This is a genomic window from Brevundimonas diminuta, from assembly GCF_050310045.1.
GTDB classification, from domain to species: domain Bacteria; phylum Pseudomonadota; class Alphaproteobacteria; order Caulobacterales; family Caulobacteraceae; genus Brevundimonas; species Brevundimonas diminuta_F.
On sequence record NZ_CP190005.1, the window covers coordinates 531,916 to 550,412 of the forward strand.

The following is an 18,497-nucleotide window of genomic DNA, read 5'->3' on the forward strand; positions in this document are numbered from 1 at the left end:
CTCAGGCGATCCTTGGGGGCTGAGCGCGTCGCGGCCCGTTCAGGCCCAGCAGGCGACGCAGTTTGTAGAGGCGGGCGATCCGCTTCTCACGGCGTGAAGCGCGCAGTCCCTTGACGTCGATGAAGGTCACGTCACCACCCGACAGGGTGTGCAGTCCGTCCTCAAAGCCGTCGGCCAGACCGCCGGGCATGAAGCGGCGCACGGGCGTGGCGGCGAACGTCGTCGGCGTCAGGTCATTGATCCGCAACAGATGGATCGCGCGGCCGTAACCGCCGTCGCAATCCTGGACCGGCAGGTGCAGCAGGCCGTTGTGGACGAAGGCGGCGCCGCCGGGCCGCGAGTCCGTCAGGCCGCGGCGGACCGGGTTGTTCTCATGCGGACGCCAGGGGCCGGTCAGGCTGTCGGACCAGGCGACATGAAGTTCGCGCATTGAACGATCGTTCGGTCCAGGCAGGGCGTAGAACATCCACCAGCGCCCGTCGTGGCGCGTGACCGTGGCGTCGATGGCGGGCAGGTCCAGCAGGCGCGCGCACGGCCGCCACCGATCCGGAAATCGCTCGCATTCATAAAGGGTCAGGGCGCCGCTCTTGTGCGCCTCGGGCAGCATATGGAGACGGCCGTCGTCCTCGATCAGGCTGGGGTAGGACAGATGGAACGGTTCGGCCAGCGCCAGCCCCTGTCCGGTCAGGCGGTCGCCTTCATACTGATAGAAGCGGATGTCGCCGCGCCGGATGCGATAGTCATAGAACTCGGCGAAGACGGTCAGGACGCCGTCCCGCTCGATCCCGAACGGATCGGCGATGAACTGGAAGTCGCGCGGGCAGGGCGGCAGCCAGGTGATGTCATCGGGCCGTGGCAGCCCGGCCTCCATCACGCGGACCAGCGGGCGACGCGCGAAACCGACGCGCCAATCATCATACATGGCGAACTCCAGCGCCGAGGGGAAAAGACATGGGACTCAGCGCAACTCCGGAAGCCGGCGCAGCAGCGACTGCTTCAGCCTGCGACCGCGATCGGCCGTGGTTTTCGGGGTCGCCCGCCCGCATAGCCGTTCGCCCGGCGCCCAGCGGGAATGGACGGCGTCGGCCAGATGCGGGTGGCGGTCGTGCTGGTGGACGATCGGGCTGGCGCCGCCGTCAGGATTGGTGACGCGGCCGTTGACAAAGCCCAGCGTCTGGCCGTCGGTCATGCCAAGGGTGGCGACCCGGCCGAAATTCCGGCGCACCGACGCGGGCACAAGACCCAGATGGACCGCCAGATTGCAGGCCGCCTGATCGGCGCCGAAGGCCCCGCCGATTTCGGATCGCGGGATGGCCGCCAGCATCAGCAGCACGCGGCAGAAACGGATGATCTCTTCGCGCGGCCCCATGACGGTGCCGACGCACAGGCAAGGCCGGGTCTTCAGCAGCCCGGCCATTTCGACGCCGACCAGGGCGGTCAGATATTTCATGTTGAAGGCGTGGTCGCCCAGCCGCCCTTCCTCATACTCCACGAAGACTTCCAGTCGGGCGGGGCGGGGATTGAACGGGTCGCCCTGAAAGATCACGTCGCGCACATCGGTCAGCAAGACATTGGCGGCGTGCGGCCAGCGCCTGACCAGCTGCGCATAGAGCGCGAAGCGCGTGACGACAGGGTGCGGCGCCCAATCGGCGGCCTTGTCGGCGAAGACGGCTTCGACAGCATGGTCCGCCAGCAGCTTCAGCACATCGGGCCTCTGGTCGACGACCAGGGCGGCGGGGCCGTCGAAATGGGCGCGCAACGATCGCACGAACGGCGCGATCATGGCGGCGTCATAGCCGGTTGCGTAACCCAGAACGAGATCGTCCGGCGGGCGTGAGGCCGACTGTGCTTCATCCTCCTGACGCAGGACGCTGGCGAGCCAGTTGAGGTAAGCAGATCGGGGCGCGGGCGGCTTCATGCCGGGAACTCTGGTGAAAACGAGGCGCCGGAGGCGGTGCTTCGTTCCTTAAGACGGCGCGCTCGACCGCTTGCCTCATCGTAAGGCGCGAGGCATGAACCCGAAGATGTCGGCTGCCTTGCAGAAAACCATGAGACCACCCTCATCCGGACCGAGAGCGGGGGGGCGCCGTTGAGCCCGCCTCTTGGTGGCCCGGACCTCTTCGCGGTCTATCTCGAACAGCGCGACGCCCTCGGGCGCTTCTTCCGGGCGCGGCTGGGGCCGCAGGCTGATGTCGAGGACCTGGTCCAGGAACTGTATCTGAAACTTCAGGCCGCGCCGGACATCGAGGTGCGCGAGCCCAGAGCCTATCTGTATCGACTGGCCTCCAATCTGATGATGGACCGCTGGCGTTCGGGGATGCGGTCCGCCGCGCGAGACGGCGCCTGGGCGACCCTGCATCAGGGCGAGGTCGATGAAGCGCCGTCCGCCGAAGCGGTGGTGGCGGGGCGTCAGGGGCTGGCCGCCGTCTCGGCCGTCCTGGCGGATCTGCCCGAGGGGACGCAGACTGTTTTCCGCATGCACAAGTTCGAAGCGCTCAGCTACGCCGAGGTGGCGTCCCGTCTCGGCGTGTCGCGCAGCACCGTCGAGAAACGCATGATGCAGGCCTTGAAGGCGCTGGCGACGAGGCGCGACCATGAGGGCGCGTGATCGGATGCCGGCGATGGTCGAGCGGCCGCCCGCGCGCGCAGAGGGACGCGCGGATAAAGTGGGGCTGGAAGGCTGCGTTGAGGCGTTCGGCGTTCCGTGTCGTCAATGGGATGGAGGCGTTTGGCCCGAAGCGCCGGACGTGAGGCGATGATCGACAGGACACAGACCATGGAAGAGGCCGTCGCCTGGTTCGCCAGGCTGCGCGATCTCGAAGCGGGCGAGGCCGACTGGCTGGCCTTCATCGACTGGATCGAAGCCGATCCGGAGCGACGGCTGGCCTATGATGCGGTCGAACGCGCCTGGGTCGAAGCTGAAGACGAAGACGCAGCCGCGCCCCTGAAACCTGCCAATGACGACCGCCCGGTTCACGGCGGAAGGCGGCGCTGGATGTACGGCGTGGCGGCGACGGCGGCCTGCGCCGTGCTGGCGCTGGGCGTCTGGACCCAGATGGCGGGCCACCACGTCGAAAGGCACGTCACGGGCGACCGGGCCGAAACCATAATCCTGGCGGACGGGTCGGAAGTCTGGCTCAATCGCAACACGACGCTGGAGGCGCGGATCGGCCGTCGCCAGCGGGATATTCTTCTGGGCGGCGGCGAGGCCGCGTTTGACGTGACCCATGACGCGGGTCGCCCCTTTGTCGTCAGCACCGGCGACCACAGCGTGCGGGTGCTGGGCACGGCCTTCGACGTCATCCATCAGGGCGAGCGCTTTGTCGTTCAGGTCGAGCGGGGGCGGGTCGCCGTAACCCCTGCGGGATCTGGCCGGGCGACGGCCCTGTCCGCTGGGCAGAGCCTGCGCCAGTCCGGCCGGGGCGCCGTCTCGGTCGCGAGCGCGGACCCCACGACGATCGGCGTTCGTCGTGACGGCATTCTGGTCTATCATGAGGCTCGTCTGGCCGAGGTCGTCGATGACCTGTCGCTCTATCTGGACAAGGCGGTTATAGCGGATGATGCGGCGCGCGAACTGCGGTTCAGCGGCGTGTTGAAAGCGGATGATGAAGTAGCCGTCCTTGGGCAGTTGGAAGCCTTTGCCCCTGTCAGGATTGTTCGCGCCTCAAACGAGGTTCGCATTACTGCGCGTTAGGCGCAGCGTCGCCTGCGCAACGATCATCCTGGCATGCGGCGGGGCCCTGTGGGCGCCTGTCGCCGCGGCCTCCGAGCGGACTTTCCGCTTCAATGTGCCGCCGCAACGCCGCTCCGAAGCCCTGCTGGATGTCGCCATCCAGGCGCGGACGCCGATGGGCGGCGATCTGGGCGCCTGCCGGGGCGTCTCGGAGCGCCTGCTTGGCGTCATGACGCTGGACGCCGCCCTGAACCGTGTGCTGGCCGGGAGCGGTTGCGACCACGCTTACGGCCCAAACCGCAGCATCGTCATCCGCCGTTCGTCGACCCGCCCTCCGCGGCCAGCGACGAGCGCCGCCCTCCCATCGCCTGCGCCCTATGAGGCGGTCGTCACGCAACTCAGCGATGTGATCGTGACGGCCGAGCGGCGGACCGGTTCGCCTCAGTCGGCCGCCACCGCCATCACTGCCCTGTCGGACGCCCAGATCGAGGACGCGGGCGCCGAGGGCGCCGACGGCCTCAGCGCCCTTGTCGCCGGCATGACGGTCACCAACCTGGGCTCGGGCCGCAACAAGATCTTTCTGCGCGGCATGTCGGACGGCGCCTTCACCGGCCAGACCCAGTCGACGGTGGGCATCTATTTCAATCGGTCGCCCCTTACCTACAGCGCGCCCGATCCTGACCTGAAACTGATTGATCTGGACCGGGTGGAGGTGCTGCGCGGGCCGCAGGGCGCGCTCTATGGCACCGGGCCGATCGGCGGCATCGTGCGGATCGTTCCGGCCGCGCCCGACGCCGTGAATGAACAACTGGAAATGAACGCCTCCCTGTCCAAGATCGAGGGCGGAGGGCGGAACACCGACGTCTCCGTGATGTCCAACACGCCGCTGCCGGGTCAGCACGGCGCAATCCGCAGCGTCTTCTATTCCGAAGAGAAGGGCGGCTATCTGAACGATGAAAGCCAGAGCCTGAGGCGCGTCAACACCGGCCGGCGGCGCGGCGGCCGGATTGCGGCTTCGTTCAATCTGGATGACGGGTGGATCCTGAACGCAGGCGGCATCCGCCAGCGCATCCAGACGGAAGACACCCACTATGTCTACCGGAAGTCCGGCGGCCATACCCGCGCCAGACTTGTGCGCGAGCCGCATGACAACGAACTCCGCGAAGCGCATCTGTCGCTGGAAGGCAAAGGCGACTGGGGGCGGCTGGAGACCACCCTGTCACGCGTCGACCATGCGTTCGCCAGCCGTTACGACGCTTCCGCCGGGCTGGAGTTCTTCGGTTCTCAGGGCCGTATCGGCGCGCTGGATGACATCAAGAAGATTGATCTGACGATCTTTGAAACCGTCTATAGTTCGCCCCAACGCGGCCGCCTGCGGTGGCTGACCGGCGTCTTCGCCTCGACGGGCGAGACCCGTAGCGACGCCAGGCTCTGGACGCTCTGGCCGTTTCGCGACCTGACCTATTCCGAGGAGCGTCAGGACGAGCGACGCGAACTCGCCGTTTTCGGAGAGGCGGCCTATGATCTGACGGAGAACGTGAACCTGGCGCTTGGCGGGCGCTATTACCGGGGCGTGGACCACACGCGGTCGCTGGTCCGCCAAGGCGAAAATGAGCGCAGCTTTGAGGGTGAAGGCGAGGACAGGGGCTTCTCTCCCCGCGTGACGCTGTCCTATCAGCCGCCGGGTTCGTGGTCCGGTTACGTCCAGATCGCCAGAGGGCACCGGGCGGGCGGTTTCAACACCGCCGGGCCAGTCGACTGGAGTTTTGAGGGCCAGTACATTGAGCCGGATCAGGTCTATTCCGGCGATGTCCTGTGGAATTATGAGGTCGGGGCCAAGGGGTTGTTGTGGGATGGTCGTGTGCAGGCGCGCGTCGCCGTTTTCCATGCCAATTGGACGGGCATCCAGAGCGACCAGTTCCTGCCCAGCGGTCTGGTCTACGCCGTCAATGTCGGAGACGGCGTCAATACGGGTCTGGAGCTGGAAACCAACTGGCGACCGACGTCCAATCTGGAATTCAAGGCGAACGCCCTTTTCTCCAATCCCAGACTGATACGGCCGAGCATCGATTTCGAGGCGCGGCCGCGGACCAGCCTGCCCGGCGTGCCGGCCGTTTCAGCTAATGTCCATGTGAACTGGAAGCGTCAGATTGCGCCTGACCTTGCGGTCTTCGCCTCGGCCAATGTCGCCTATGTCGGCCCATCGCGTCTGACCTTTGAGGCCGCGCCTCGCAACGATATGGGCGACTATGTCACCGGCCGCCTCGCGGCGGGACTGGCCATGCAGCGCTGGCGCCTCACGGCCTATGTTGACAATCCGTTCAACAGTTCCGCCAACACCTTCGCCTTCGGCGATCCCTTTAGCCTGCCGGAGGCCCTGGCGACCACCCCGATCCGCCCGCGCACCGGCGGCATAGCATTAACCTGGCGGAACGAGCGTTGAGTGGCTGTCTTTCTTATTTCAGTTCAAAATCTGATCTTATGCAAAACCTATTTGTGATTTGGTGTCGATGATTTTGTTATAAAATGGCTCTACTTTAACTAAAGTGATTTCAATAGTATTTATAATGCTGTCCATTTTTTACATATCATTTGATATATGTTGAGTGCTCATTCTTTACTATTGAATTAACCTCTCCACCTTTTTGGGGTATTTGAAGCGATGTGGGAAATTTATGCAGGATATTTCTAATATCGCGCCCTACTTATTATTAATTTCTGCTCGCCTAGTAATAAATAGGGCAAAAAATATCGGGAGTTTCTAGGTAGGGCGCGTAATATCTATTTAAATTATGATGCGTTAACCCATCATATCATCTATATCTGCCGGCATGGTGCATAGGGCTCCGGGCTGGCTGAGAGATAATCTGTGAGATTGCACGCGGCCTTTAGCTAGTTGCTGATATAAGTCTGAAACTTGGAGTTTGAGCGCGTTTATGGGCGCGAAGCCTGTGGATTCGGCCATGGCGTTTTCTGGAGGAGGGCGCTGAGATAAGGCGCGCGCCTTATTTTGGGCTAAAATTAACAAATCGTTGGTTTGTGGGTGATGTGTAGTATTGAATTATATCCCGTAAAAAGGCTCCTAGAAAAAGAAAAATCATCAGGAGCCGATATGATCGAAGCCATTGTGGGCGCGCTTAAGTGTGTCTTCGTTGTTACATCTGCGTCACCTGTTGGTCTAATTTGAGCCACAAAGGTTGCCTGCCGCCATTTTTCGCTTAGACCGATGAATTGTGAGGCGTAGCGCAGACGCTGCGCTGTGCAGTTTTTATTCAAGGTTGGGGTAACTATGCACTTGAAGCGCAAATATCTGTTAGGAAGCACGGTGCTCGCGGGGGTTCTCGTGATGTCGGTTCCGGTTCTCGCCCAAACTACACAGGAAGAGCGAGATGCGGACGTGACCGAACTCGGTGAAATCGTCGTCACGGGCTCGCGTATTGCGCGCCCCAATCTCGAGCAACCGGCTCCGGTTTCGACCATCACGCAGCAATCCATCAGGAATTCAGGCACAACGAACCTGGGTGACATTCTGGCGGAAATGCCAGGTATGGGTCGCACCAACACTGTTCGCGCCAACGCTGACAGCGGCGGCTCGACCGTGGGTCTGAACCAGGCCAACCTTCGCAGCCTAGGTGCGAATCGCACCCTGACGTTGGTTAACGGCAAGCGCCATGTCGGCGGGTCAGCCGGTAGCACGGCTGTGGACCTGAACGCTGTTCCGACCGCCTTGGTCAAGGGTGTCGAAGTGGTTACCGGCGGTGCATCGGCTATCTATGGCTCGGATGCTGTGTCGGGTGTTGTGAACATCCTGCTGCGCGATGATTTCGAGGGCATGGAATTTGGCACAACCTACGGTATCAGCGAAGAGGGTTTGAACGAGCGCTGGTCGATGGATGCCACGATCGGCGGCAATTTTGCCAATGGTCGCGGTAACGCGGCCTTCAGCTTCTTCGCCGACGGCACCAAACAGGTCATGGCCCCAGAAGTGCCGGAATTAGCCCTGCGTTCCGGGACCATCATTAACCCTGCAGATCCGACCGGACTTCCGGGTAATGGCATTCCGAACCGCTTGTGGGCCAATTATCTCGGCAGCGAGATGATCGATGAACGCGGTGTATTCTACAACGCATATACGGGTGAATCCTATGGCTTTACGGCCGACGGAATTTTTGTCAAGCAACCGGCCCGCACAGGTGAGAACAGCGCCGCTTTCGGCACGTTTGGAGAATATTGCGATAGCTGCTTCTTTGTTGAAGACTGGCAGGTGGTCATTCCTAAGTCAGAGCGTGTCGGTTTTAACACTGTAGCTCACTTTGATCTGATGCCGAACATCCGTGCGTATGTGGACGCCAAACATATCCGTTCTACATTCGACGATAATTATCAGCCGTCTTTCAGCTTCTTTGAAGAAACAGTTCAACCTGACAATGCTTTCCTGACGCCGGAAATGATAGCCGCTGCGGGGCCGTATCTGGGTGCAGGCGGTATGATGGTGAACCGCTTCCTCGGCGACACCGGCGGCCGCAAGTCGCGTGTTGAGCGTGCAACGACCCGTGTGGTCGGTGGCCTTGAAGGTGATTTCGATGCCGGTTTTGCGCCGATCAGTTGGGATCTGTCGTATAACTACGGTCGCACCAATAACGAATTCCGCACCACGGGCACCCGTATCCCGGGCAACTACTCGGCGGCAATCGACGCGGTGCGAGCACCGGATGGCAGCATCGTTTGCCGCTCGACGCTTGACCCGACGGCGGCTCCTGAAGGCATGGTTGGCGGCGCCTGTGTGCCCTACAACCCGTTCATCGGGCAGAACACTGCTGAAGCTATCAACTATGTCACCCACTCTTCGCTCAGCACGCATAAGCTGACGCAGAAGGTTCTGTCGGGCGTGTTCACCTTTGATACCGAGCGCTTCCTCAATCTGCCGGGAGGCCCAATCGGCTTCGCCGGTGGTTTTGAGTATCGCGAAGAGAGTAGCGCTGCGCTGAACGACGCTTTCGAAAAGACGGGTCTGTCTGAATCGGCTGCACAGCCGGATTCGGTCGGCGGTTTTGACGTAAGTGAATGGTTCGCCGAAGTCAGCCTTCCGTTGTTGGCTGACAAGAAGTTCGCTCACCGTCTGACGTTGGATGGTGCTTATCGCTCCGCCGACTATTCGCACACCGGCAAGGCCGAAGCCTGGAAGATCGGTCTGTTGTATGCGCCGATTCCGAGTGTGACGTTCCGCGGCACTGTGGGTGAAGCTGTTCGTGCGCCAAACATCACCGAAGCCTTCTTGCCGATCACGGAAACCTTCACAAATATCGTTGATCCTTGCGATAAGAGCCGCATTAACGCAAATCCGAACCGTGCCGCAAACTGCGCATTGGATAACAGAATACCGCAATTGCCGTGGGCTTCGAACACCAACGCATCGATCGATAAGACGGTGGGTGGTAATCCGGATCTTAATCCGGAAAGCTCGAAGAGCTGGACCGCCGGTGTTATCTTGCAGCCCAGCTTCGCACGTGGCCTAGCTGTGACGGTGGATTATTTCAGCATTCAGATCGATGATGCTATCGCGCAAGTTGGTGACCAGACGATCCTAAACAACTGCTATGATTCGCCAGGCGGCATGGACTTGACGTTCTGTAGCTTGTTTGATCGCAACACCGATCCGACTTCGAATATGTTCGGTAACATCAATATGTTGCGTAATACGTATGTGAATACCTCGAAATTTGAGACCAGTGGCTGGGATGTTGTGGCAACCTACAGCCAAAACCTGGAAGATCTGGGTCAGAAGTGGCAGTTCATGAGCCGCGCAAGAGGTAATCTTTCGTTTGGCATGAAGGCCACTCACCTCGAAAAGTTCAACACGTACCAGTTCCAGAACAAGCCTGATGTTATCAACATGAACCGCGGCGAAGTTGGTAACCCGGTGTGGCGTGTGACCACCAATGTGAACTGGACCCGTGGTCCGCTCACTGTTGGGTGGGAAGCCCGTTTCGAAGATAAGGTTGCTACCTACGAAACGACCAAGGCTCTGAATCCCTCGCAAGAAGAAACCACCAATATCCCGTATATTGACTCTCAAATCTATCACGATCTGATCGTTCGTGTGCGCTTGAGTGGCGGTGTGTTTTATGCGAACAACACCGAGATGTATGTGGGCATTAACAACGTATTCGACGAACGTCTGCCCTACACGAGAGGCTTTAGTGACTCGCAATATGAACTGTTCGGCCGCCAGTTCTTCGGTGGCCTGCGGCTGACCTTCTAAGTGACACTTATAAGTCAACTGTAGACGGAAAGGGGAGGGCCTAGGTTCTCCCCTTTTTCGTGCCTGGCGAGCGCAGCCTTTACGCTTTTTCGTTCGAGGAAGCGCCTGAATATGCGCACCTCCCTTAATCGAGCGCTTACGTAAAGGCCGACTCATATTAGATAAGGTAACCCTTCGTTAACGCAGTCGGGGTTTTCCTTAACGCGCTCATAACCAATGCGATTCGGCGGGGAGTTCGCATCGGGGACGAAGGGCAGGGTCCTTAGGTCGGAATTTTATAATGTCTCTCTCGCTGGTCAGGCCGGAAGCCACGGAATTGAAGCCCCGCATCGTCGTGTTCGGCGTAGGCGGAGCGGGCGGAAACGCGGTCAACAATATGATCGACTCCGGCCTTGAGGGCGTGGAGTTCGTCGTCGCCAACACCGACGCCCAGCATCTGAGCTTCGCGAAGACCGACCGCCGCATTCAGTTGGGTGAAACCATCACGCAGGGGCTGGGAGCAGGCGCTCACCCTGAAGTCGGCATGAACGCCGCCGAGGAGAGCGCGGACGAAATTCACGCGCACCTGGAAGGCGCGCACATGGTCTTCATCACCTGCGGCATGGGCGGCGGCACCGGCACCGGCGCGGCGCCGGTCATCGCCAAATGCGCGCGTGATCGCGGCATCCTGACCGTCGGCGTGGTGACCAAGCCCTTCACCTTCGAGGGTCGCCACCGGATGCGCCTGGCCGACGCCGGCGTGGCAGAGCTGCAGCGTTACGTCGACACCCTGATCGTCATCCCGAACCAGAACCTGTTCCGCGTCGCCAACGAACGCACCACCTTCTCCGACGCCTTCGGCATGGCGGATCAGGTGCTGCACTCGGGCGTGCGCTCGATCACCGACCTGATGATCCTGCCGGGCCTGATCAACCTGGACTTCGCCGACGTTCGCGCCGTGATGAGTGAGATGGGCAAAGCCATGATGGGCACGGGCGAGGCCACGGGCGACGACCGCGCCCTGCTGGCGGCCCAGAACGCCATCGCCAACCCGCTGCTGGACGAAACCAGCCTGAAGGGCGCCAAGGCCGTGCTGGTGAACATCACCGGCGGCATGGACATGACCCTGCTGGAAGTCGACGAGGCCGCCAACGCCATCGCCGGCGAAGTGGACGGCGACGCGAACATCATCTTTGGCGCCGCTTTCGATCCGGCCCTGGATGGCAAGATCCGCGTCTCGGTCGTGGCGACCGGTATGGACGAGGCTGTGATCCAGCAGATCGAGCCGCAGGGACAGGCCTTCAGCCGCACGGCCGGCCTGCCGAACGCAGCGCCGCGTCAGCCCGAAGTCCGCATCGATCCGGTTCGTGAGGCTGCGCCGCAGCCTGCGCCCGCTCCAACCTATGAAGCCCCGGCCGCTCGTGCGCCGGAGCCGAAGTTTGAAGCCAAGCCTGAGCCGGTCATCCGTGACGCGCCGCGCAACCTTGAGCCGATCGTCGATCCGTGGGTCGAGGAATATGAGCAGGGCGCCAGCCGCACTCAGCCTGCCGCCTCGACCGAGCAGGGCGACCTCTATTTCGACCGCGCGCCTCAGCGTCAGCAGTCGGCGCCGCAGCAACCGGCCCAGCGTCCGGCCGCCCGTCATGAAGAGCCCGCCGAGGAGTCCTTCTACGACGAACGCGACCATCGCCGCAGCGGCTGGAGCCTGTTCGGTCGCAAGCGCCAGCAGCCGCAGCAGCAACAGTCCTATGCGCCGCCGCCGTCGTCGAACCGCACGACCCAGCAGTTGCGCCAGACCCAGTCGATGCAACCTCAGCAGCAGGACCCGCAGGTGGGCCAGTCCGACGACGACGATCTGGAAATCCCTTCCTTTCTTCGCCGCCTCGCGAACTGATCGACCCCAAAAGTCCTGATATTGAAGCGCCCCGGAGCCGACCTCCGGGGCGTTTTTACGTGTGGTGACAGGGGGCGGGACGTGTCGCCGAACCGAAACAATCCGAAACTCGACTTTCATTTCGAGCTTGAGCCCCGAGGCGTAAACGACAGGTGAGGCGAAGATCGTCCCGTTTGGGGCGGGTCGCGCAACAGAGAGTTTCCGAGTGACGGTCCGCAACGACCAGTACGAACAGACCATCGTCTCCCCGGCCATCTGCGCCGGCGTCGGCGTGCACACTGGCCGCCGCGTGCGTCTGGTCGTGCGCCCGGCTGCGCCCGGCCACGGCATCGTCTTCGTGCGCACGGACGTCACCGACCGCGACAACCGCATCCCTGTCTCGGGCGAGGCGGTCGTGGATGCGCGCCTGAACACCATGATCGAGAATGCGGCGGGCGTGCGCCTGTCGACGATCGAGCACCTGATGGCTGCACTGGCTGCGCTGGGCGTCTCCAACGCCGTGATCGAGGTCGACGGGCCGGAACTGCCGATCCTGGACGGATCGGCCCTGCAGTTCGTGCAACTTCTGGATCGCGCGGGGTTCCGCCGTCAGGAAGCGCCACAGACCTTTATCGAGATCCTGAAGCCGATCCGGGTGGAAGAGGGCGACAAGTCCGCCGTCCTTCTGCCCTGCGACCGCTATGAGATGCGCTTCGAGATCGATTTCCCGACGCCGGTTATCGGCAATCAGGTGGTGGATTTCGTCGTGGATGAGCCGACCTTCCGCTCGGACATCATGGCCGCCCGCACCTTCGGCTTCGCCCATGAGGTCGAGGCCCTGCGTCAGGCCGGTCTGGCCCGTGGCGGCTCGCTGGAGAACGCCGTGGTCATCGACGGCGACCAGATCCTGAACCCCGGCGGCCTGCGCATGGAACGCGAGTTCGTGCGCCACAAGGCGCTGGACGCCATCGGCGACCTGTATGTCCTCGGCGCGCCCCTGCTGGGCCGCTACGAAGGCGTCAAGGCGGGCCACGCCTTGAACAACAAGCTGGTCCGCGCCCTGCTGGCCCAGCCGGATGCCTGGCGTGAGACGGTTCGCGTGCCTGACATGGCGATGGCGGGCTGACCGCTTCCTTCTCCCCTTGAGGGAGAAGGCGGCAGGCGGAGCCTGACGGATGAGGGGTGGCGACGCCCTGGCATCCAGATTGTCGCGTCGCCGTCCTCGCTAATTTTTAGATGCCGCGCTGACACCCCTCATCCGAGCGCCTCCGGCGCCCACCTTTTCCCACAAGGGGAGAAGGGTCAGCTTAGTGTAATCGCGCTGATCAACCGGCCGAAATCCGGTTCGCTGGCCAGATAGGCGCGGCGGTTGGAGTAGAACCGCCCTTCGTCCGCGCGCGTGTCGTCGCCGGTCCACGCCGCCTCGCCGACGCCTGCCTGCTCCAGTCGCCAAAGAACGAAGCCGGGCAGGTCGAACTGGCGCTTGTCGGGCGCTGCGCCGGGGGCGAAGAAGCGTTCGCTGCCGGGGTCGTGGTGGGCGAAGCGGTCCTGATAGTCGGCGCCGACTTCGTATGAGCCTTGCGCGATGCACGGGCCGACAACGGCGACGATGCGCGAGGGCTCGGCGCCCAGGGCCTGCATGGCAGTGACGGTCGAGTGGATGACGCCGCCCAGGGCCCCCTTCCAGCCTGCGTGAGCGGCGCCGACCACGCCCGCCTCGGCATCGGCGAACAGCACGGGGGCGCAGTCGGCGGTCAGGACGGTCAGGACCGGGCCCTTTACGCCCGCCACCACGGCGTCGCCCTCGGGACGTTCTCCGGCCCAGCCGCTTTCAGCCACGCGGGCGACGGCGGAGTGGACCTGATAGCAGCCGCACAGGTCGTCGGCGCCGCCGCCCATCCATTCGGCGACGCGGCGGCGGTTTTCGGCGACGTGAGACGGGTCGTCCTTGGAGCCGACGCCCGCGTTCAGTCCGGCGTAGAGGCCGTCCGATACGCCGCCCGCGCGGGTGAAGAAGCCATGGCGCACCCCGGCCCTGGTCAGCAGCGGATGGGTGATCGGGTTCAGGCTCATGCGGCGCGCTCCAGCTCAGTGCGGGCGGCGTCGATGGCGGCCTGAACGGCTTTTCGGGCCTGGGGGCTGTTCTTCCAACAGGTCGAGCCGAGGCTGGCGGCGGCGCCTGCGCACACGACGGCCGCGTCGGCCTGGGCCAGACGGGCGAAGCCGCCGACGCCCAGTTCTTCCAGCCGCTCGATCACCTTGGGGCCGACGCCCTTGGTGGCCAGCAGGATCTGGCGTTCGTGGTCGGTGAAGGTCATGGCCGTATCAGCCTCCATCATCGGGCGGGCCGCGTCAGAAGCCCGGCAGCATCAGCGAGCGCGGCGAGAAGATCGCCGCCGCCTTGAACAGTGCGCCCATCTGGTCCGGCGCGGTCAGGCGGTCCAGTTGCCGCTGGATGACCGGAGCGGCTTCTGGGCGTCCCTGCATTAATCGCTGGGCGCGGGCTTCGATCCCCAGCGCCTTGAGGAAGGCGCCCTGGCCGACGCAGCCGGTGACGTCGGCGCCGCCACGCACGGCGGCCTCCAGCACCAGCGGGAAGTCGGCCCATTGCGTCAGGTCGGCCTCGCCCGGCGTGGACAGCGGTTCGACCTTCTGGTGCCGCCGCAGGGCCTGAAGGGTGTCGCCCGCCTCGGGTCTGCTGCGGCCGTAGTCGATCAGCAGGGCGGCGCCCGAGGCGGCGCGGATCAGGCTGGCGAGATCGCGGCCGAAGGCGGCCTGTTGTTCTGAAATCTCGATGATCTGGCCGGGTTCTACGTCGAAGCCGGGCGTTTCGAAGCCGTCGGCGATGGCGGTCAGGCCGAAGGTCAGCTCATTGTCGTCGGTGACGCCGATGCGGCGCTCGGCCCAGCCGCCTTCCGTCTTGATGAATTGGCGCGCCGGCAGGCAGTCCAGCACCTCATTGGCGATCAGGATGACGGGGGCGTCCGTCTCGACCTTGTGCAGGGCGCTGAGCCAGCGCGGATGCACGTCGGAGTCGGCCAGGCGCCGGGCCTGTTCGGCGCGCAGCGGCGCGCTCGGCTCAATCAGGATCAAGTCTACCGCCTGCAGGAAGCCGGGAACCAGCCGCGCGGCGCGCAGCACGTCGGACATCAGCGTGCCGTCGCCGGGCCCGACCTCGACCAGTCGCACCCGCTCGGGCGCGCCAAGGCGCGTCCAGGTCTCGACCGCCCACAGGCCGATCAGTTCGCCGAACATCTGGCTGACCATGGGGGCGGTGATGAAGTCGCCGCGTTCGCCCAGCGCCGGGCGCGTGGCGTAATAGCCGCCTCTGGGGTCGTGCAGGCAGCGGGTGACGTAGTCCGCCACCGTCATCGGCCCGGTCAGCACGATCTCGCGGACCAGCCGGTCCTTGAGCGTCTCCGCCATGATGGTCTTACGCCTCCGTGACGACCGGCTTCTTCAGCGCCCGCCAGATCAGCCAGGCGCCGACCAGCATCATCGGGATCGACAGGATCATCCCCATGGTCAGGCCCAGCGGCAGGTTCTCCAGCCCGGCGTCGGGCTGGCGCACGTTCTCCAGCGCGGCGCGACAGACGCCATAGCCCAGCAGGAACAGGCCGGTGACGAAGCCGGGGCGCTTGAACATCCGCCACTTCCAGATCGCCAGCGAAAGGACGATGAACAGCAGCAGGCCCTCAAGCCCGGCCTCATACAACTGGCTGGGGTGGCGCGGCTCATTGCCGGCGGGGCAGAAGCCGTACATCTGCTGGATGCGCTCGTTGCAGAAGCGGATGGCCCAGGGAACCGTCGTCTCGCGGCCCCACAGCTCGCCGTTGATGAAGTTGGCGATGCGGCCGAAGAACAGGCCCAGCGGCGCGACCGGGGCGATCAGGTCGCCCAGGCTGAGCGGGTTCACCTTCTGGCGGCGGGCGTAAAGGGCGATGGCGATGACGACGCCGAGGAAGCCGCCGTGGAAGCTCATGCCCCCGGTCCACAGCTGCAGCAGTTCCAGCCGCTCGCCCAGACTGTCGCCGGTGAACAACTGGGCGAACATCGCCGGCTTGTAGAAGAGGGCGTAGCCGAGGCGGCCGCCCAGGATGACGCCCAGCGTGATCCACAGCACCAGATCGTCCAGTTGCTGTCCGCCGACGGGCGAGCGGCCCGGCGCCCACAGCCGCTCGGTCTTGGCCAGGCGTGAGGCGTACCACCAGCCCAGCACGATCCCGGCCACATAGGCCAGGGCGTACCAGCGGATGGGCAAGGGACCGAGATGGATCAGGACTGGATCGAATTCGGGAAAGGGCACGGGGCCTCCGTCTGCGCCTTCAGAAGTTGTCCATGGTCTAGCAAGGGCGGCTGCATTCGTCGCGCGCTTTTCCCGCGAAGCAGTCTATAGGCCGCAGACAGGTAAGGTTTGGTTTACCCAAATCAATGCACCGTTAACCACGTTCGGGCCGATGGTCCGGGAGTTCTCAAGAGGCCGCACATGCAGACGCGCAACCCCCTCCTTGATGAGTTCGCCAAGCTGACGACCGGCGCCATGGGTCTGGCTCAGGCCGCGGGTGAAGAGGCCAAGGCCGCCTGGCGCGCACAGGCCGACCGCTTCGTCGCCGAAATGGATCTGGTCCGCCGCGACGAGTTCGATGTGCTGAAGGACGAGATCGCCGCCCTGCGCGCCGAGATCGCGGCGCTGAAGGCCGCTCCTTCAAGTCCTGGGCCCGCGCCGAAGAAGGCCGTCAAGGGACCGTCCACAGACGCCGCCTCGACCCCGGATTCAGCCGGTTGAGCCGAATCTGCGAACACGCCTACCGTCCTCGAAAGCGCTCATTTGAGTCGCTGCCGCTGCTGAAGAAGTTGAACGCCTGATGGATGCTGTGAGACCCGAAGAGGTCGACCTGCCCTTTGATCCGCTGGATGTGGTCGAACACGTCCTGACGGCGGAGAACCTGCCGTTCGACCGCACGGACGAGGGCGATCTGGCCTTCGCCCTGGCCGGCGACTGGAAGGATTACGAACTCTGGTTCGCCTGGCGGCCCGAGGGCGACTGCCTGCAACTGTGCCTGGCGCTGGACCTGCGGGTGGCCAAGACGCGCCGCGCGGCGGCCTATGAACTGGTGTCGATGATCAATCAGCGCACCTGGCTGGGCCATTTCGAGATCTGGCCGGACGAGGGCGAGATCGTCTTCCGCCACGCCCTGGCCCTGCCGCACACCGAGCGCCCGACGCTGGCGCAGGCGGCGTCCATGATCGACGCAGCGGTCGAGGCGGCGGACCGTTATTATCCGGCGTTCGACTTCATGGTGCGCGGCTCCAAGAAGCCGAAGGAGGCGATCGACGCCTGCCTGTTCGAGACGGTGGGCAACGCCTGATGAGTGGTTCTGGGCGTCCGGTCGTGCTTCAGGGCGTGGGGCGCCTCGGCTCGGCTATTCTGGAAGGCTGGCTGGCGACGGGCGCCGTCGATCCGGCCGATCTGATCATTCTGACGCCGTCCGAAAAACCGGTCGCCGAGGCGGCGCGGGCGAAGGGCGCGCGGATCAATCCGCCGCTGGAGGAACTGGCGAACGCCCGCGCCTTCGTCATCGGCGTGAAGCCCGCCAAATGGCTGGAGGCCGCGCAGGCTGTGCTGCCGCATCTGGCGGCGGACGCCGTGATCGTCTCGGTCATGGCGGGGGTGCGCGGCGAGACGATCTCCGAGGGCTACAACGGCCGCCCGGTCGTGCGCGTCATGCCGACGACCGGCGTGGCTCAGGCGCAGGGCGTTGCGACGCTGTGGTCTGCCGACACGGATGCCCTGAAGATCGGGCGCGAACTGTTCGAGCCGATCGCCGAGACGGTCCTGCTGGACGATGAGGCCCTGATGCACGCGGCGACGGCGGTGTCCGGCTGCGGCCCTGCCTATTTCTTCGCCTTCACGCGGGCTCTGGCCGAGGCCGGAGAGGCGGAAGGCCTGTCGCCCGAGGCTGCGGCCCGTCTGGCGCGCGCCACCCTTCGTTCCGCTGCTGCGGGCGTGGAGGGCGACGAGGCGCTGAACGCCCTGATCGACCGCGTGGCCTCGCCGGGCGGGGTGACGCAGGCCGGTCTGATCGCCCTCAATGAAAACGGCGCCCTCGACCATTCTGTCGAAAGCGCCGTGAAGGCGGCGGTCGCCAAGTCCACGGAACTCAGCGCCTGATCATCAAACGCTTCAGCGCTTGACGAAGCGGCCCTCGGCCAGATTGCGGGCCAGCCGGTCATAGGCGCGCTGGGCGTCGGTCCAGGTCGTCGCGCCGCGCGCGTCAGCCAGGGTCGGGGTGTAGTAGTCGAACTTGACCGGCTGAACTTCGCCCGAGGCTGTCGTCACTGTGCCCTCGACCGCCGCGCCGCCGATCGACAGGCTGCGCATGGAATCCAGCCCCGGCTTGTCGGCCAGTTGCTGCATGGTCGGACGGTTCGGCTTCAGATCGGTGATGACCAGTTCGATACGGGCGCCGTCCAGGGCGTTGCGCTGGGTCAGCACGCGCTCGACCGTGCGGGTCAGGTCGCTGACCTGCTGCTCGACATCACGCTGGCCCAGTTCAGCAGCGCCCTTGGCGAAGTCCGGGCTGACCGTCACGACAACGGCCGAGGGTTGAGCCGCCACAGCGCCGGACAGGGCGGCTGCGGCGACGAAGGGTGCAAGAAAAGCGATAGGACGCATGGCTTCAGGCTCCAGATTCCAGGCCCCCCTGGAA

The 18,497-nt window shown here is 64.1% G+C and carries 16 protein-coding genes; 9 read left to right on the forward strand and 7 right to left on the reverse strand.

What is annotated here, in order from left to right:
* Position 1: 1 nt before the first annotated feature.
* Both ACORJG_RS02530 and ACORJG_RS02535 read right to left on the reverse strand, forming a co-directional pair.
* Positions 2-922, reverse strand: a complete 921-nt coding sequence (locus ACORJG_RS02530; protein WP_427791350.1) for a glucosamine inositolphosphorylceramide transferase family protein — start codon at positions 920-922, stop codon at positions 2-4.
* A 36-nt stretch (positions 923-958) separates the two neighbouring features.
* Positions 959-1,918, reverse strand: coding sequence for a hypothetical protein (locus tag ACORJG_RS02535; protein ID WP_427791352.1), 960 nt, complete (start codon positions 1,916-1,918; stop codon positions 959-961).
* A gap of 171 nt (positions 1,919-2,089) precedes the next feature.
* Between ACORJG_RS02535 and ACORJG_RS02540 the strand changes: the two genes are divergently transcribed.
* The 6 genes from ACORJG_RS02540 to lpxC all read left to right on the forward strand — a co-directional run bounded on the left by ACORJG_RS02540 (position 2,090) and on the right by lpxC (position 12,913).
* Positions 2,090-2,608: an RNA polymerase sigma factor gene (locus ACORJG_RS02540; protein WP_427791354.1), complete on the forward strand. Its 519-nt coding sequence runs from the start codon at positions 2,090-2,092 to the stop codon at positions 2,606-2,608.
* A gap of 147 nt (positions 2,609-2,755) precedes the next feature.
* A complete protein-coding gene (locus tag ACORJG_RS02545; protein WP_427791356.1) occupies positions 2,756-3,694 on the forward strand; it encodes a FecR family protein in 939 nt (312 codons plus the stop codon).
* Positions 3,695-3,788: 94 nt separating this feature from the next.
* On the forward strand, positions 3,789-6,116 hold the full coding sequence (locus ACORJG_RS02550) for a TonB-dependent receptor domain-containing protein (protein WP_427791358.1): 2,328 nt from the start codon (positions 3,789-3,791) through the stop codon (positions 6,114-6,116).
* Between the two features lie 852 nt (positions 6,117-6,968).
* Positions 6,969-9,935, forward strand: a complete 2,967-nt coding sequence (locus tag ACORJG_RS02555; RefSeq protein ID WP_427791360.1) for a TonB-dependent receptor domain-containing protein — start codon at positions 6,969-6,971, stop codon at positions 9,933-9,935.
* A gap of 280 nt (positions 9,936-10,215) precedes the next feature.
* Complete coding sequence (gene ftsZ, locus ACORJG_RS02560) at positions 10,216-11,808, forward strand: cell division protein FtsZ (protein WP_427791362.1); 1,593 nt, start codon at positions 10,216-10,218, stop codon at positions 11,806-11,808.
* Positions 11,809-12,013: 205 nt separating this feature from the next.
* The gene (gene lpxC / locus ACORJG_RS02565) at positions 12,014-12,913 is read left to right on the forward strand and encodes a UDP-3-O-acyl-N-acetylglucosamine deacetylase (protein ID WP_427791364.1); all 900 of its coding nucleotides are present in this window, start codon (positions 12,014-12,016) and stop codon (positions 12,911-12,913) included.
* A 176-nt stretch (positions 12,914-13,089) separates the two neighbouring features.
* Here lpxC and pgeF read toward each other — a convergent pair whose 3' ends face one another.
* Genes pgeF through lgt form a run of 4 tightly spaced genes read right to left on the reverse strand, consistent with a single transcriptional unit; the run spans position 13,090 to position 16,093 of the window.
* Entirely contained in the window at positions 13,090-13,860 is a 771-nt protein-coding gene (gene pgeF / locus ACORJG_RS02570; protein ID WP_427791366.1) for a peptidoglycan editing factor PgeF, read from the reverse strand.
* Positions 13,857-14,105 carry a helix-hairpin-helix domain-containing protein gene (locus tag ACORJG_RS02575; RefSeq protein WP_427791367.1) on the reverse strand — a complete coding sequence of 83 codons (249 nt, stop codon included), beginning with the start codon at positions 14,103-14,105 and terminating at the stop codon, positions 13,857-13,859. Before ACORJG_RS02575 ends, pgeF begins: the two co-directional genes overlap by 4 nt.
* Before the next feature lie 34 nt (positions 14,106-14,139).
* The gene (locus tag ACORJG_RS02580; protein WP_427791369.1) at positions 14,140-15,213 is read right to left on the reverse strand and encodes a class I SAM-dependent methyltransferase; all 1,074 of its coding nucleotides are present in this window, start codon (positions 15,211-15,213) and stop codon (positions 14,140-14,142) included.
* A gap of 7 nt (positions 15,214-15,220) precedes the next feature.
* Positions 15,221-16,093 carry a prolipoprotein diacylglyceryl transferase gene (gene lgt / locus ACORJG_RS02585; RefSeq protein ID WP_427791370.1) on the reverse strand — a complete coding sequence of 291 codons (873 nt, stop codon included), beginning with the start codon at positions 16,091-16,093 and terminating at the stop codon, positions 15,221-15,223.
* A 180-nt stretch (positions 16,094-16,273) separates the two neighbouring features.
* Between lgt and ACORJG_RS02590 the strand changes: the two genes are divergently transcribed.
* From ACORJG_RS02590 to ACORJG_RS02600, 3 genes are all read left to right on the forward strand, one after another.
* Entirely contained in the window at positions 16,274-16,573 is a 300-nt protein-coding gene (locus tag ACORJG_RS02590; protein WP_427791372.1) for an accessory factor UbiK family protein, read from the forward strand.
* A gap of 79 nt (positions 16,574-16,652) precedes the next feature.
* Entirely contained in the window at positions 16,653-17,156 is a 504-nt protein-coding gene (locus tag ACORJG_RS02595) for a YbjN domain-containing protein (RefSeq protein WP_004370784.1), read from the forward strand.
* Positions 17,156-17,959 (forward strand): pyrroline-5-carboxylate reductase family protein, encoded by an 804-nt coding sequence (locus ACORJG_RS02600; protein WP_427791374.1) that lies wholly within the window; start codon positions 17,156-17,158, stop codon positions 17,957-17,959. Before ACORJG_RS02595 ends, ACORJG_RS02600 begins: the two co-directional genes overlap by 1 nt.
* Positions 17,960-17,971: 12 nt before the next feature.
* Here the strand turns inward: ACORJG_RS02600 and ACORJG_RS02605 are convergent, their stop codons facing one another.
* On the reverse strand, positions 17,972-18,463 hold the full coding sequence (locus ACORJG_RS02605) for a hypothetical protein (protein ID WP_427791376.1): 492 nt from the start codon (positions 18,461-18,463) through the stop codon (positions 17,972-17,974).
* Between the last annotated feature and the right edge of the window lie 34 nt (positions 18,464-18,497).